Here is a 14,728-nt window from a genome sequence, read left to right on the forward strand (position 1 = left end):
GTCGCCTTATCTCTACGTCCCCTCTCAAGTCTCCTGTTTTTACGTAGCCTTGACGTGCAGTCCGCCCGAGGCATGGCTCCAGCCTGGACACCGTTATGAAGTGGGAGTCGTCCGGCATGATCCCGGGGTTCCGCGGTTATGCCTACCTGTCAGGGGTTTGACGGCGTTCTTCGCGTGGGGGAGAAGTGGTCACAGTGGGTCAGCTGCGTTTCGGTGGTCGTGTTGCCCTGGTGACCGGGGGGACGGTCCTCGGCGAGTCCACGGCCTGTTCCCTCGCCCGGCTCGGCGTCGGAGGCGGCGGGCCTCTCACCCTCGATCTCCCCGCCCCCGGCCCCGACCGCGCAGCCTGATGGGCTCGGCCATGAGGAGCGGTCCTCCGAGAGTCCTCGCCATCGAACTGGTCACGGCACTCCGTCCAGATGCGCGCCGGAGCGGAGGGCGGACATGACGAGCAGCCTGCCCGGGCAGAGGGCGAGCTCCCCCGCCGGCCCACACGACCTCCAACGGGCCGTCGCCGAGTGCCGGAACCGGACCGCCCGCCATCTGGAGGGCAGGGTCGACGCCCACGGTTTCCTCCAGGACGGGTGCGCCAGCCGGATCGTGGAATCGGTGCTCTTCCTCGGACTCATCCGCAAACAGGCGTCCGAGGAATGGTTTCGCCACGAACAGGAGCAGGTCACCGGATATCTGCGGCGCGCATGCTCGGGGACCGGATGGCAGCCCATGCTCGCGCGCGCCGCACTGGGCATGGCCGTAGAGAGCGACCGTGCCCTGGCGGCCGCGTTCCTGGAGTCGTTCACGCATTTCACCGGCGTTCGCAAGAGGGCGCTGCTGCAGACCGTCTTCGCGCTGTGCGCCCTCGCGCCCTACGATCCGCGCATCGCCGCACTCGACGCGCCGCGCCCCGGACGCGCGGCGACCTGGACACGGATGGTGCTGCTGGCCATGCGGACGCTGCATGCCTGTGCGGCCGGCGGCGCCGCGCGCGTTTCGCCGGCCGAGCACGCCGAGCTGCGCCGCCGCCTGGTCTCGGGCACCCGGAAGGTGTGGGAAGGCAACCTCCTGGTGCACCTTCTCGCCCTGCACGCGCTGCACGCCCTCGACCCCGGCGCCCCCGAGGTGCGCGCGGGGATCCGGGCGCTGGCATCGTGTCAGAACCCCGACGGAGGCCTGCCCTTCACCGACAGCCATGATCTGTTCCTCACGGCCAAAGCCGGCCTCGCACTGATCGGGGCGGGCCGCTCGCACGCTCTGGTGGCACGGATGGCCGGCCGGGTGGCCGCCGGACAGAGCCCCGACGGGGGCTGGCCCTACGCGTCGCAGGTCCAGCAGTGCGACGCGGACAGCACCGCGGTGTGCCTGGAGTTCCTCCGCGCCACCGGACCCGGCCGGTACGCCCCCCACATCGCCGCGGGTCAGGCTCACCTGCGGAGCCTCGCCGGAGTCGACGGAGGATTCCCCACCTACCGGCCCGGCAACCCGTCCGAAGCGGAGATGACCGCCGGGGCACTCATCGCCCTCAGCCATGGCTCCACGGCGAGCGACCCCCTCCCCGTCGTGCGCCCCGCCGCCGACTGGCTCCTCGATCAGCAGTCCGCCGACGGCACCTGGCCGAGGAGCTGGACGATCAGCGAGTCCAGCGTGATGGAGCGCGCGGTCCACGCACTCACGCGCCTGCCTGCCGCGCTCGCCGGAACGCTCCCCGCGAGGCGGGTCGAGCAAGCACTGCGGCGCGCCGCGAGACGCCTGACGGACACCCAGAACTCCGACGGCGGCTGGGGCCAGGTCCCCGGCACCGCCAGCGGCACGGTCAGCACCGCACGAGCCCTGATGGGCCTCGCCAGGCTGGACCATCTGCCCGGCACCCGAAGGGCGGCGGACCGGGGCATCGCCTGGCTGGCCGCCGCCCGACTCGCCGACGGCAGCTACCCGGGGCCGCCCGACCAGGTCGGGCCCCGCCCCATCCCGTACGAGTTCCCCGCCCTGGCCGGCATCTACGCCCTGACGGCGCTCGCCGCCTGGCGCGCACCGGCCCGATGCGGCCCTTCGAGCGACGAACTGAGGACGCTCCATGAGTGAGGACGCCGACCTGAGCGCGTGGACCGATCTACGAGGGACGGCCGGCGGGCCCGCCCCGTTCGGCATGGAAGACCTGCGCGTCCCGCTGCTGTATCTGCCCTTCCCGCCTCACGATCCCCATCCCGCCCTGGACCGGGCGCAGTCCGCGCTGGACGTCTGGCTCGCCGCGTACGGCCTGTGCCAGTCCGCCGCCTCGCAGCGCAGCCTGCGGCGCACCCGGGTTCCGCTGATCACCGCGCTCACCTATCCGTACGCGGCACCCCACACCCTGGACCTGCTCACCCGCTGGGCCACCTGGACCTTCATCATCGATGACGAATTCGACGACGGTCCCGACGGCGAGGACCCCCAGAGGTGCGCGGACGCCCTCCGCACGCTCCTGCCGGTACTCGACGGGGCCCGTCCGGGCAGGGGGCCCTCCGAGCGTGCCTTCGCCGACACCCTGGAGGACCTCACGCGTGACCGGTCGCCCGGCTGGTGCCGTATGTTCCGCGACGACATACGGGCCTACCTGTGGTCGTACTACCAGGGGCTCCTGGACCGGCTCACGAAGCGGACTCCGACCCTGGCCGCCTACCGGCGCCGGCGCGCGGACAGCGTCGCTGCCTACACCTGGCTCGACCTCACCGAGATCGCGGCCGGGATCGACCTCCCCGACACCGTGCGGCATCTGTCCAGCTTCCGCGATCTGCGCACCGCGGCCGCCGAATACGTCGGACTCCACAATGACTTGTGGTCCCTGGGAAGAGACCGCGCCGCAGGAGGCTTCCACAACGCCGTCCTGCTTCTCCAACAGCAGGAGCAGAGCACCTGCCAGGAAGCCGTGGACCAGGTCAACACCCTGCTCAGCGAGTGCGTCCACCGCATGACCACCGCCGAAACCGACCTCGCTCTCCAGCTGCGAGCGGCCGGAGCGACCCAGCACACCCGAGCCGACGCCCGCACCTGCGCGGACGGCTACCGCACGTTCGTCCGCGGCTGCTTCGACTACCACCACCAGGTCGCCCGCTACACCCGCCCCGACCCCGACCTGTCCGACGGCACACCCACCCACCAGCTCTTCACGCCCGGCACCCGCCTCATCGATCAGGCGTGAGTGCCGGCGGCACGACAGGGGCGCGAGCACGGCAGATCGACCGGATCGGCGACTGGGACGCCACCTGGTCCGCCCCCCGCCTGCGCGCAGGCGATCCGGCCGGCGCTCCTTGCCGCACACCGGCAGCGCACCTAGCCTGACTTTGTGCCGCGAATAAACAAAGCCCGAACCCACGACGTCGTGCCGGGCAACGACCTCACCCGGCTCCGTATCGCCCTCACCACCTTCTTCGCCCTCGACGGCTTCATCTTCGCCGGTTGGGTCGTCCGCATCCCCTCCATCAAGGAGCAGACGGGCGCATCGGCCAGCGCCCTCGGCCTCGCCCTCCTCGGCGTATCCGCGGGCGCGGTGATCACGATGATGTTCACCGGCCGCCTCTGCCGCCGCTTCGGCAGCCACCCCGTGACCGTGATCCTCGGCGTCCTGCTCTCCTTCAGTGTCGCTCTGCCGCCGCTCAGCCACTCGGCACTGACGCTCGGCGCCGTACTGCTGGTCTTCGGAATGGCGTACGGCGGCATCAATGTCGCCTTCAACAGCGCCGCGGTTGACCTGGTACGTGCGCTGCGAAGGCCCGTCATGCCCAGCTTCCACGCCGCTTTCAGCCTCGGTGGCATGATCGGCGCCGGGCTCGGTGGTCTGGTCGCCGGTGCGCTGTCCCCCACCCGGCATCTGCTCGGCCTCACCGCGGTCGGCCTGATCGTCACCGCCCTGGCGGGCCGCACCCTGCTGCGCCACCGCCCTCCGACGCCACCGGAGAACGCGTCGCACCAGCAGCCCGCGCCGCGCCGTATGGACAACCGCACCCGTGGTCTTGTGATCACGTTCGGTCTGATCGCCCTGTGCACGGCTTACGGGGAGGGAGCCCTGGCCGACTGGAGCGCACTGCACCTGGAACAGGATCTCGACGCCACACCGGGCGTCGCGGCCATCGGCTATTCCTGCTTCGCGCTCGCCATGACCGTGGGCCGCCTCACCGGCACCCAGCTGCTCGAACGCCTGGGCCAGACCCGCACGTTGGTGTCCGGCGGGACGACCGCCGCGGTCGGCATGCTGCTCGGTGCGCTCGCGCCCTCCCTGTGGGCAGCACTCCTCGGCTTCGTGATCACCGGGCTCGGCCTCGCCAATCTCTTCCCGGTCGCGATCGAGCGCGCCGGCGCGCTGGCCGGTCCCGACGGAGTCGCTGTCGCGTCCACGCTCGGCTACGGCGGCATGCTCCTGGGCCCGCCCGCCATCGGGTTCATGGCGGACTGGTTCTCCCTTCCCGCCGCCCTCACCAGCGTGGCGGCGCTGGCCGCGTTGGCCACGGTCATCGCCTTCACGACACGGCGTGCCGCAGCAGGCTCACACCCTGCCCCTCCCGTGTCCTGAGGAGAGCCCTCAGGACGGCTCTCCTCGTGAACCGCTGTACCGCACCTCGCGTCGTCCTCGGTAATGCCACTGCCCGGGGATGACGAGGAGTCAGGGATTGAGGATCGGTACAGAGGCCGAAACGGTTCGCAGCGGCGGCCGTCCCTCACCGCCGCCGACGTGGCGTCAGGTGCTGCGCCGGTCGCGACGGCTGGCCGCCGTGCTGGTCAGCGTCTGCGCCCTGCTGGGCGCGGTACGGCTGGTCGTTCCCGCCACCGCGGACGCGGACAGCGAACCAGCGGGAGTCCGGCGGCAGTTGACCTTTCTGCGTGAGGAGCTGGATGACGGGGCCGGCGACGAGGCGCAGAGGCTGTTCCCCGAGGGGTACTTCTTCCTGCACGCGCTCTACGGTCTGAGCTGGGTCGAGATCGGGATGCGCGAACCGGTCGGCGACAGGTCGACGGCGTTGCGAGAGGCCCGGTGGGCGCTGGCGCGGCTGGACTCCGCGTCCGGCCGCGCCCCGTTCAGCCCGGGTCTCACCCCGCCGTACGGCGTCTTCCACCGCGGCTGGAGCAACTGGCTGCGCGGCGGGGTGCTGAGCCTGCAGCCGGCCGGGCACCGCGATCCCGGCGAGGTGCGTCGGTTCGCCCGCGACTCGGGCGCGCTCGCCGCGGCTTTCGACGCCTCGCAGTCGCCGTATCTGGAGGCGTATCCCGGTCAGGCGTGGCCGGTCGACTCGACCGTGGCGATCGCGTCGCTGCGGCTGCACGACGCTCTGCTGCCCGGCCGGTTCACCGAAACCGTCCATCGGTGGGTACGGGAGGTGCGCGGACGACTCGACCCTCGCACCGGCCTGCTCCCGCACCGGGCCGACCCGGACACCGGCGATCCGATCGAGGTGGCCAGGGGCACCTCGCAGAGCCTCATCCAGCGTTTCCTGATCGACATCGACCAGGACTTCGCCGGTGAGCAGTACCTGCGCTTCCGCGACCGGTACATCACCTCGCCGCTCGGCCTCGGGCCCGCCGTGCGGGAGTACCCCGACGGCATGGACGGCCCGGCCGACATCGACTCCGGCCCGCTCCCGCTCGGCGTGAGTCTGTCGGCGAGCGTGGTCACCATCGGCGCGGCCCAGGTCCACGGCGACGTTCCGCTCGCCGCCGCACTGGCGGGCGTCAGCGAGCTGGCCGGCCTCCCCGTCGACACCCCGTGGACGAAGCGGTACGCCTTCGGCCTGATCCCCGTCGGTGACGCGTTCCTGGCATGGTCGAAAACCGCACGGCCGTGGGTGGCGAAGGCGCCGCCCCCACCACCGGCCCAGGTCTCGGGGTGGTGGCGCGTTCCCCTGCTGTCGCTCCTGGCCGTGCTCGCCGCCGCACCCTGGCTGCCCACGCTGGTCCGCCGCCACCGACACGGCGCACCTCCTCACCCCCACCCAACCAGCCGGCCCCGGCAGCTGACCTGACGTACGCGCGGGGGCCCGGCCCGGGGAACATGGGGTCAGACGGTCTGGATCACCGGGAACGGCCTCCAAGGCGCCCTCGCCATGCTCGCGGGAGCGCGGCCGCACCAGCTGTGCACCGCGCATCACGTACGGGACTACGCGGGGATCATCACGCGAGCGTGACGGGATCGCCGCGTCGAATGGTGCCGCCCGCGATCACATCGGCATAGACGCCCACATGCACCTGATTGTGCTGCGCTGCCGTACGCAGGATGCCCGCGTCCCGCGGCAGGTCTCCCTGCGGCAACGTGGTCATGACGCAGCGAGGGCAGGGGCCGGTGATCCGCAAGCGGACCTCGTTGCCGATTGCCACCGCATGACCGATCCAGTCGTTTTCCACGAAGCCCTGCTCGTCCGGGCCGGTCGCCACGACAATGTTCGGCCGGAACCGCCGAGCCTCGAAGCGTCCGGCGGGATACAGCGCATGCAGCCGTTCGATCGTCGCCGTGGTCAGCAGGTGCACGACCGCCATGTCGAAAAGGGTGCCCGGCGGCATGTGCCACTCGGTCACCGTGTCTCTGTGATCGAGACCCTCCATATCCGGCCAGTACTCCTCGGCGGTCGCACCCGACGGCTCTCCCGCGCCGTGCGCCTGGGCGAGTACGACCTTCCGGCCGAGTTCTCTGGAGAGGATCTGCGGCAGGTGGGGCTGATCGCTCAGCGCGGTGGTTCCATCGGGCAGGGTCAGGCGAACGGCAGGCAGCTTCGATCCCGCCTGCGGAGGCTCGACATAGGCAGCACGAAAATCGAAGAACGTCCCCCACTTACGCGGATTCTTCGCGCCCGCGACCTTTCCCGTCGCCGCGTCGACAACAGCGAACTGCCGATCCCCGACGAGGCCGCGCTCCGTGACCTCGGAGGCGTTCAGTTCCTCCCCCAGCATCGACTTCACCGGGTAGCGCCACAGTCCGACAACCGAGCCGCCTCCCGCATGCGCGGAAGGCGAGAACGATGGCGACGGATCCGTTTGCATGAGGCCTCCTCCTGTTCACGGTACGAGCGCAGCGCGTGACACCGGCGTCGCCCCTCAAGCGGAAAGCCTCGCCACACTCCTGTCAAACGGACGGCCGTCCATCCGGCACACTCGCCCCATGGAGATCGCCGAACACATCGAGACCCTGGACAGGGAGGGCCGGCTGCTGGTCGCGGCCGCCGAGAGCGCCGGGACCGGGGCCCGGGTGCCGACGTGCCCGGACTGGCAGGTGCGGGATCTGCTGCGGCACACAGGGATGGTGCACCGGTGGGCCGGGGCGTTCGTCGCCGAGGGGCACACGTCGTACCACCCCGCCGAGGGCGAGCCGGACCTGGACGGCGCGGAACTCCTGGGCTGGTTCCGGGAAGGCCACGCACGGCTCGTCGACACCCTTGCGGCGGCGCCCCCGGACGTGGCGTGCTGGAGCTTCCTGCCCGCGCCCTCGCCACTGGCCTTCTGGGCGCGGCGGCAGGCGCACGAGACGACGATCCACCGGGCCGACGCGGAGTCGGCGCGCGACGGGACGGCCGACGCGGTCGGCGCGATCGCCCCGGGGTTCGCGGTCGACGGCATCGACGAGTTGCTGCTCGCCTTCCACGCGCGCGCGAAGAGCCGAGTGCGCACCGACCGGCCGCGGGTCCTGAGGGTAAGGGCGACGGACGCGGGCACCGTGTGGACCGTACGGCTGTCGTCCGGGCCGCCGGTGAGCGAGCGGGGCGAGACGGCGGACGCGGACTGCGAGGTGGCGGGTCCCGCCGCGCGGCTCTATCTGTCGCTGTGGAACAGGCAGCCCTTCCCGAGCGTCACGGGCGACGAGTCGCCGGCCGCGCTGTGGCGCGAGAAGTCCGCCGTGACCTGGAGGTAGCGTGCCGGACAGGGAAGTGCCCGGAGACCGTCCGGCCTCCGGGCACCAGTGGGTGGTGCGGGACGCTCAGCAGTGCGGGGCGTAGTACCGCCACCGGTCGCCGGAGCCCGGTGTGCCGTTGCCGCTGGACTGGACGTACACGGCGGCGGAGTAGCCGTAGACACCGGTCGCCGCGTTGCGGCCGCGGACCCACACCGTGCTGCCGCCGATGTTTGTTCCGTCCGTCCAGCAGTCCACGTTGAAGGTCTGCAGCCGGTAGCCCCGTCCCACGACGGTGCAGGATGTGGTGGCGCAGGTCCGGATTCCCACCCCGTCGGCGTTGAAGAAGCCCGCTGTCGCCGCCTGAGCGGTGCCCGCGAGCGCGATACCGCCGAAGGCCAGGGAAGTCGCGCCGATCACTGACGCACGAAGCCAACTGTTCATTTGTTCCCCCTGTGGTCATGTGCACACAAATGACACGGCAAACCAATCAAGCGCAAGGTGAGGTGTCAATACGCCTGAAAGAAACAGCGGTTGACACGGCGTGGGTTCGCGCACGTTCCATACGGCTTCATACTGCTGCGTAAGGGGCGCGGAGACGAACGGGGACAAGAACGCATGATGGACGCGGGGCAGGGGCGGCGGACGCAGGCCGAGCGGGACGCGATCACCGTGGAGATCGGGTACGCGCTGTGCAGCGCGGCCTTCGCGGCGGCCGTGGTGTTCGGGGTCGTGGCGGGTCCGGCGCTGCTCTTCGCGCTGCCGCTCGGCGTGGAACGCGTGCTCGTTCTCTTCGGTCTGGCACTGGCCGCCCCGCTCTTCGCCGCCCGCGTGGTGAGCGTGCTCCTCCGCTTCCGCCGGCGCGCCGGTACGGTGGCGGTGCAGTGCTCCTCGCCCCGTACGCCCGGCCCTCAGCCCAGCCAGCCCGGCCGCACCAACCCGGACTCGTAGGCCAGCACGACCAGTTGGGCCCGGTCCCGGGCGCCCAGCTTCACCATCGTGCGGCTCACATGGGTCTTGGCGGTCAGCGGGCTGACGACGAGACGGCGGGCGATCTCCTCGTTCGACAGGCCGATGCCGACGAGGGCCATCACCTCCCGTTCCCGCTCGGTGAGTCCTCCCAGCGACGCGGCTGCCGCGGGCTCCTTGGATCGGGCCGCGAACTCCGAGATCAGCCGGCGGGTCACCCCCGGCGAGAGCAGCGCGTCGCCCTCGACCACGGCCCGCACCGCACGCAGCAGTTCCTCCGGCTCGGTGTCCTTCACGAGGAAGCCCGACGCGCCGGAGCGGATGGCCTCGAAGACGTACTCGTCGAGCTCGAACGTGGTGAGCATGACCACCTTGACGTCCTTCAGGCTCTGGTCCTCGGTGATACGGCGGGCCGCGGCCAGCCCGTCGAGGACCGGCATCCGGATGTCCATCAGGACGACGTCGGGCCGCAGTGCACGCACCTTGCGCAGCGCCGCCTCGCCGTCGGCGGCCTCCCCGGCCACCTCGATGTCCGGCTGCGCGTCGAGGAGCGCCTTGAAACCTGCGCGGACCAGGGACTGGTCGTCGGCGAGCAGTACGCGGATCACCGGCCCTCCTTGGCCTCGTGGTACCGGGCGGGCTTCAGCGGCAGTACGGCGAGCACCCGGAATCCGCCGTCGGCGCGCGGCCCCGCCTCGATCGTGCCCCCCAGGGCGGCGGCCCGCTCCCGCATTCCGGCCAGTCCGTTGCCGCTGCCACCGGCGTCCGCGCCGGTGGCGGGCCCGTCGTCGTCGATCCTCAACCGCAGCGCCCCGGCCGCCTGTCCGAGGCACACGCGCGCGTGCCGCGAGCCCGAGTGCCGTACGACGTTGGTGAGGGCCTCCTGCACGATGCGGAACGCGGCGAGGCCGGCGCCGGGCGGGAGCGGGGGTGCCTCGCCCTCGACCTCCACCGTGAGGCCCGCACCGGCCGCCTGTTCGACCAGCTCGGGCAACCGGTCGAGCCCCGGTGCGGGGGCGCGCGGAGCGTCACCCGGTGTCCGGAGCGTGTCGAGCACCTGGCGGACCTCCCCGAGGGCCTCCTTGCTGGCCGCTTTGATGGTGGTGAGCGCGGTGCGGGCCTGCTCGGGGTCGGAGTCGAGGAGCGCGAGGCCGACGCCCGCCTGCACATTGATCACCGAGATGCTGTGTGCGAGGACGTCATGCAGCTCCTGGGCGATCCGCAGCCGCTCCTCGTCGGCGCGCCGCCGGGCCGCCTGGGCACGCTCGGCACGTTCGCGGGCCCACTGCTCGCGGCGTACCCGGACCAGTTCGGAGACCGCGACGATCGCGATGATCCAGGCGGTGACGGGCACCTCCTGCCCCCAGTCGGCCGCGTGGTCCCCGGCCGGTGGCAGCCACTGGTACAGCCAGTGCGCCACCAGCAGGTGTCCCGCCCAGAACATGCCGACCGCCGCCCAGGCGGCCTTGCGGTGCCCGGTGACGATCGCGCTGAAGCAGCCCAGGGCGACCGTGAGGAACACCGGGCCGTACGGATACCCGGCGCCCAGATAGACCATGGCCGTGGCAGCCGTCCCGAAGGCGACGAGCACCGGGTACCGCTGCCGCCACAGCAACATGCCCGAGCCGAGGAGCAGCAGCACGCGCGCGAACGGGCCGAGAGACGCGTGCTCGCCCTCCTGGAACCGGGCGGCGGCGTTCGAGCCGACCAGCACGAAGACGGTGAGCAGCAGCGTGGAGCGCCACGGCCACCGGGGACCCGCGTCCTCGTCCGGCCCCGCCCGCCGCCACGGAGGGCGCCCCTGCCACCACGGCGGACCGCCCGGCCTGCGCCGCCACGGCGGTGCGCCCCAGGCCGGGGACGTGTGCGGGCCCTGCTCTTCCATGACGGCCACGCTAGACGCCGCGCACCGCCCGGTGCGTCACCCGGGCGAGGTGATCACACGTACTCCCGGTGTAGTACGCCCTCTGCGGACGGCTCCCCGGGCGTCTTCCCCGCCCCTTCGCTGATCCCGAACCGTTCGTGCAGCCGGCGCAGCGGACGCGGCGCCCACCAGTTCGCGCGACCCGCGAGGCGCATCGTCACCGGCAGCAGGACGACCCGGATGAGGGTCGCGTCGACGAGGATCGTGAGGGCCGTCCCGATGCCCAGCTCCTTCAGGAAGACGACACCCCCGGTGGCGTACGACAGGAAGGACAGCGCCAGGATCCCGGCAGCGGCGGTGACGAGCGGGGCGCTGCGCCGGATGCCCTCCCCCACCGCGCGTTCCGTGTCGCCGGTCCGGTCGTGCTCCTCCTTGATGCGGGCCAGCAGGAACACCTCGTAGTCCATCGACAGCCCGTATGCCACGCAGAACATCAGGACCGGGATGCTCGGCTCGATGGAACCGGTCGGTGTGAACCCGAGCGCCCCGGACAGATGACCGTCCTGGAACACCCACACCAGGCACCCGAACATCACCGAAAGACTCAGCAGGTTCAGGACCGTCGCCTTGGCGGGGAGCAGCACGCTGCCGGTCATCAGGAAGAGGATCACGTACGTCGCCACGAGCACGATCCCGACGGCGAACGGGAGCCGGTCGAGGAGGGTGGCGCGGAAGTCGGTCGTCTCACCCGGGTAGCCGCCGACGAGAGCGCGGGCGGGTGCCGGGGTGTCCCGGACGCGTTCGACGAGGGCGGGCACGTCGCCGTACATGGCCTTCTGGGTCGGGATGACGGCCAGGCGTACGCGGCCGTCGGGGGCCGTGAGCCGGTCCTGGCCGGCAGCCGCGGCCCGCCGGCCCTCGCGGAAGGCGCCCTCGGGTGCGTCGACCTGGAACACGCCCGGGACCCGGGAGAGCCGGGCCGCGTACGCCCGTGTGTCGGCGGGCCCGTCGAGGACGACCTGGATGGTGTCGGTGGGCTCGGCGGCGAACTCCCTGTGCACGATCTCGGAGGTGGTCCGCGAGGAGGTGCCCTCGGGGAGGGTGCGCTCGTCAGGGAGGCCGAAGCGGAGCCCCAGCAGGGGTGCGGCGGCGACGAGGAGCACGGTCAGGACCCCGGCACCCGCGGCGAACGGGCGGCGCATCGCCCTGAGCGCGGTGCGGTGCCAGAAGCCGGAGGCGGGCGCGGCGGGCCGCTCCACGCGGTGGCCCCAGCGCGCCAGGGCCGCCGGCAGGAACAGCACGGCCCCCGCCACCGCGGTGAGCACGACGAGGACACCGGCGTACGCGAACGAGCTCAGGAAGAAGAAGGGGAACACCAGCAGCGCGCACAGCGACACGGCCACCGTCACTGCGCTGAAGACGACCGTGCGCCCTGCCGAGGCGGCCGCCCGGACGACGGCCTCCGGCTGCGGATGCCCGGCCGCGCGCTCCTCCCGGTAGCGGTGGATCACGAACAGGCTGTAGTCGACGCCGAGTCCGAGGCCCAGCACGAGCGCGAGGTTCGCCGCGAACGTCGACACCTGGGTGAACTGGGCGATGGCTCGCAGCCCGGCGAGCGTGCCCAGCACGGAGATCAGCCCGACCGCGACGGTCAGCAGGGCGGCGGTCGTGCGCCGGTACACGAGGATCAGCAGCAGGACGACGGCGGGGAGGGCGAACAGCTCGGCGCGCAGGAAGTCGGTGCGGGCCTGTTCGCCGACCTGCCGGGAGATCTCCTCCTGTCCGCCCACCTGGACGCTGAGTTCGGCGGTGGGGCGGGTCAACTCCGGGGAGAGGGCGGCGAGTTCCTCGCGGGTTTCGGTGACGCCGCCTTCGAGGTGGACGAGGACGAGGGCGCGGCGGCCGTCGCTGCCGCGCAGGGCGGGACTGTCCGCGTCCCAGTACGAGGTGACGTCCGTGACGAGGGGCAACTCCTCGACTTCGGCGGTGAGTTCGCGGGCAGCCCGCTCGGTGGCCGGGCTGTCCACGTCGCCGTCGCGGGCCGTGACGAGGAGGGCGAGGTTGGGGTTGCCGGTGCGGAAGTGCTCGCGCAGTGCGTCGCCCGCGCGGACCGACTCGGTGCCGGGTGAGCTCCAGCGCGAGAGGTCCAGGTCGGACTGGGCTCCCGCGCCGTAGGCGCCGAGGCCGAGGAAGGCGAGGAGTACGCCGATCAGGACGGCGCGGCTGTGCCGCACCGCCAGGCGGCCGAGCCGGGTCAGCATCGTGGTGGCCTTTCGAACGGGATCCACGGGTGGCCCGGCCACCGTCGCCGAGGCCGCTGGAACGCCCGCTGGAAGATCCACTGGAACGGGCCGGCCCGGCTACGCTCGACGCATGCGTGATTCGCACGGTTCGCGTCCCGGCTCGCACTCGGGTGTGCGCTTCGAACTGCTCGGCCCGCTCAGGGCGTTGCGCGACGGCGTGGCGATCCCGCTCGGCCCACCGAAGCAGCGCGCGGTGCTTGCCGTACTCCTGCTCCAGGAGAGCCGGCCGATGTCGTACGACGGTCTGGTCGAGGCGGTGTGGGGCGGTAGCCCGCCCGTGCATGTGCGCAATCTCGTGCAGAAGTACGTGTCCGGGCTGCGCCGCGCGCTGGGAGACGGACCCGGACTGGAGTGGACCGGCAACGGCTACCGTCTGAACGGGGCGGACATCGACGACCTGCGCGAGCGGCGGCGGCTGATCGACGAGGCGATGGCCGCACGGGACGCGGGCGACCTGCGGCGCGCGGGAGAACTGGTGGCATCCGCCGAGGAGTTGTGGCGCGGCGAGTTCGCGGAGGGCCTCCAGGCCCCCTACCTGGCAGCGGAGCGGTTGCGCTGGGCCGAGAAGCGGCTCACGGTCCTGGAGGCACGTCTGGCCGGCGAGATCGATCTGGGCCGGTCCTTCGAGTACGTGCACGAACTGGTCCGTCTCGTCGCCGCGCACCCCCTGCGGGAACGGCTCGTCGAGCTGCTGATGCTCGCGCTGTACCGGACCGGCCGCGGCGTGGACGCGCTGATGGCGTACGAGGAGCTGCGACAGCGGCTGGCGGAGGCGCTGGGCGCCGACCCGGGGCCGGCGCTGCGCTCACTGCACGCGCGGATCCTCCGTCAGGACCCGGGCTTGATGGCACCGTCGCCCGTGCCGGTCGGCTGAGGGAACACCAGCCCGACGTGGTGGGCGAGTCGGGCAGCGGCGTGCCGGAAGAAAGCCTGCCGGTCCTCAACCACACGGTGGAACTGGCCGAACACCTCGAAGTTGACCAGCCCGAAGAGCTGCGCGAAGGCCGCGACGAGCACCGCGACCACCGGGGGCGGCAGATCGGGCGCGAGATCGGCGGCCATCCGCTCCGCCTCCGGCGTGACCTCGGCCGACAGTTTCCACTGGGCCACGCCGTTCCCGCGGTGCGCGTCCCGCACGATCCCGATGAGCAGCCGCCAGACCCGCGAGGCCGCAGGCACGGTGGTATCGGGCGCGGAGTAGCCGGGCACGGGCGATCCGTAGATCAGCGCGTACTCGTGCGGATGCGCCAGGGCCCAGTCGCGCACCGCCGCGCACACGGCGATCCACCGCTCGGCCGGCGCCGCCCCGGCGACCTGGGTGTGCGCGGTCTCGGCGGCCTCGCCGAGGGAGTCGTAGGCATCGATGATGAGCGCGGTGAGCAGGTCGTCGCGGCTGGGGAAGTAGCGGTAGAGGGCGGAGGAGGCCATGCCGAGCTCGCGGGCGACGGCGCGCAGCGAGAGCTTGGACGCGCCCTGCGCGGCGAGCTGTCTGCGCGCTTCCTCCTTGATGGCGGCGGTGACTTCGATCCGGGCGCGGGCACGGGCTCCTTGTGTGGCGGCGTGGGCTCCTTGTGTGCTGCTCATGCGGGGCAGTGTGCCATGTCTTCAGAGCGGTGGACACAATCGCGAGCACCGCTCCATGAAGAGATCGCCGCCCTCCATTCGGAGCACCGCACAAAATCGAGAGCAGTGATCTTGCTTTGGGCTGCCGGTCTCGTGCACACTGCCTCATGCGAGAGCAGTGCTCAC

At 71.9% G+C, this 14,728-nt stretch carries 13 protein-coding genes; 7 read left to right on the forward strand and 6 right to left on the reverse strand.

Features of this window, described 5'->3' with window-relative positions; genetic code table 11:
• Window positions 1-444: 444 nt before the first annotated feature.
• The 4 genes from IE262_RS02940 to IE262_RS02955 all read left to right on the forward strand — a co-directional run bounded on the left by IE262_RS02940 (window position 445) and on the right by IE262_RS02955 (window position 5,987).
• On the forward strand, window positions 445-2,079 hold the full coding sequence (locus IE262_RS02940; protein ID WP_189871040.1) for a prenyltransferase/squalene oxidase repeat-containing protein: 1,635 nt from the start codon (window positions 445-447) through the stop codon (window positions 2,077-2,079).
• Window positions 2,072-3,175 (forward strand): terpene synthase family protein, encoded by a 1,104-nt coding sequence (locus IE262_RS02945; protein ID WP_189871042.1) that lies wholly within the window; start codon window positions 2,072-2,074, stop codon window positions 3,173-3,175. The genes IE262_RS02940 and IE262_RS02945 overlap by 8 nt, the downstream gene beginning before the upstream one ends.
• Before the next feature lie 180 nt (window positions 3,176-3,355).
• On the forward strand, window positions 3,356-4,543 hold the full coding sequence (locus tag IE262_RS02950) for an MFS transporter (protein ID WP_189871044.1): 1,188 nt from the start codon (window positions 3,356-3,358) through the stop codon (window positions 4,541-4,543).
• A 97-nt stretch (window positions 4,544-4,640) separates the two neighbouring features.
• Entirely contained in the window at window positions 4,641-5,987 is a 1,347-nt protein-coding gene (locus IE262_RS02955) for a hypothetical protein (RefSeq protein WP_229877064.1), read from the forward strand.
• Between the two features lie 148 nt (window positions 5,988-6,135).
• Here the strand turns inward: IE262_RS02955 and IE262_RS02960 are convergent, their stop codons facing one another.
• Window positions 6,136-6,999, reverse strand: coding sequence for an MOSC domain-containing protein (locus IE262_RS02960; protein ID WP_189871046.1), 864 nt, complete (start codon window positions 6,997-6,999; stop codon window positions 6,136-6,138).
• Between the two features lie 118 nt (window positions 7,000-7,117).
• On the opposite strand from IE262_RS02960, the gene IE262_RS02965 reads away from it, so the two are divergent.
• Entirely contained in the window at window positions 7,118-7,864 is a 747-nt protein-coding gene (locus IE262_RS02965; protein ID WP_189871048.1) for a maleylpyruvate isomerase family mycothiol-dependent enzyme, read from the forward strand.
• Window positions 7,865-7,930: 66 nt separating this feature from the next.
• On the opposite strand, the gene IE262_RS02970 is transcribed toward IE262_RS02965, so the two are convergent.
• Entirely contained in the window at window positions 7,931-8,287 is a 357-nt protein-coding gene (locus IE262_RS02970; RefSeq protein ID WP_134030439.1) for a hypothetical protein, read from the reverse strand.
• A gap of 177 nt (window positions 8,288-8,464) precedes the next feature.
• Between IE262_RS02970 and IE262_RS02975 the strand changes: the two genes are divergently transcribed.
• Window positions 8,465-8,794 carry a DUF6332 family protein gene (locus IE262_RS02975; protein WP_189871623.1) on the forward strand — a complete coding sequence of 110 codons (330 nt, stop codon included), beginning with the start codon at window positions 8,465-8,467 and terminating at the stop codon, window positions 8,792-8,794.
• Here IE262_RS02975 and IE262_RS02980 read toward each other — a convergent pair.
• The 3 genes from IE262_RS02980 to IE262_RS02990 are packed head-to-tail and all read right to left on the reverse strand — an operon-like array spanning window position 8,755 to window position 12,964.
• Window positions 8,755-9,420 carry a response regulator gene (locus IE262_RS02980; RefSeq protein WP_134030442.1) on the reverse strand — a complete coding sequence of 222 codons (666 nt, stop codon included), beginning with the start codon at window positions 9,418-9,420 and terminating at the stop codon, window positions 8,755-8,757. The two genes, IE262_RS02975 and IE262_RS02980, sit on opposite strands and share 40 nt — an antisense overlap.
• On the reverse strand, window positions 9,417-10,697 hold the full coding sequence (locus IE262_RS02985) for a sensor histidine kinase (protein WP_189871050.1): 1,281 nt from the start codon (window positions 10,695-10,697) through the stop codon (window positions 9,417-9,419). Before IE262_RS02985 ends, IE262_RS02980 begins: the two co-directional genes overlap by 4 nt.
• A 53-nt stretch (window positions 10,698-10,750) precedes the next feature.
• Entirely contained in the window at window positions 10,751-12,964 is a 2,214-nt protein-coding gene (locus IE262_RS02990) for an MMPL family transporter (protein WP_229877065.1), read from the reverse strand.
• 85 nt (window positions 12,965-13,049) lie between these two features.
• Between IE262_RS02990 and IE262_RS02995 the strand changes: the two genes are divergently transcribed.
• Window positions 13,050-13,853 carry an AfsR/SARP family transcriptional regulator gene (locus IE262_RS02995; protein WP_134030448.1) on the forward strand — a complete coding sequence of 268 codons (804 nt, stop codon included), beginning with the start codon at window positions 13,050-13,052 and terminating at the stop codon, window positions 13,851-13,853.
• Here IE262_RS02995 and IE262_RS03000 read toward each other — a convergent pair.
• Window positions 13,808-14,563 carry a TetR/AcrR family transcriptional regulator gene (locus IE262_RS03000; protein WP_134030451.1) on the reverse strand — a complete coding sequence of 252 codons (756 nt, stop codon included), beginning with the start codon at window positions 14,561-14,563 and terminating at the stop codon, window positions 13,808-13,810. The genes IE262_RS02995 and IE262_RS03000 overlap by 46 nt on opposite strands.
• Window positions 14,564-14,728 lie beyond the last annotated feature (165 nt).

Origin of the sequence: Streptomyces bluensis, from assembly GCF_014650715.1 — a bacterium.
Lineage (GTDB): Bacteria > Actinomycetota > Actinomycetes > Streptomycetales > Streptomycetaceae > Streptomyces > Streptomyces bluensis.

Excerpts from the sequence above, each read along its gene's own strand:
- IE262_RS02965 (WP_189871048.1), top strand. The coding sequence starts at position 7,118 with ATGGAGATCGCCGAACACATCGAGACCCTGGACAGGGAGGGCCGGCTG.
- IE262_RS03000 (WP_134030451.1), bottom strand. The coding sequence starts at position 14,563 with ATGAGCAGCACACAAGGAGCCCACGCCGCCACACAAGGAGCCCGTGCC.
- IE262_RS02985 (WP_189871050.1), bottom strand. The coding sequence starts at position 10,697 with ATGGAAGAGCAGGGCCCGCACACGTCCCCGGCCTGGGGCGCACCGCCG.
- IE262_RS02970 (WP_134030439.1), bottom strand. The coding sequence starts at position 8,287 with ATGAACAGTTGGCTTCGTGCGTCAGTGATCGGCGCGACTTCCCTGGCC.
- IE262_RS02960 (WP_189871046.1), bottom strand. The coding sequence starts at position 6,999 with ATGCAAACGGATCCGTCGCCATCGTTCTCGCCTTCCGCGCATGCGGGA.
- IE262_RS02940 (WP_189871040.1), top strand. The coding sequence starts at position 445 with ATGACGAGCAGCCTGCCCGGGCAGAGGGCGAGCTCCCCCGCCGGCCCA.
- IE262_RS02995 (WP_134030448.1), top strand. The coding sequence starts at position 13,050 with ATGCGTGATTCGCACGGTTCGCGTCCCGGCTCGCACTCGGGTGTGCGC.
- IE262_RS02975 (WP_189871623.1), top strand. The coding sequence starts at position 8,465 with ATGGACGCGGGGCAGGGGCGGCGGACGCAGGCCGAGCGGGACGCGATC.
- IE262_RS02945 (WP_189871042.1), top strand. The coding sequence starts at position 2,072 with ATGAGTGAGGACGCCGACCTGAGCGCGTGGACCGATCTACGAGGGACG.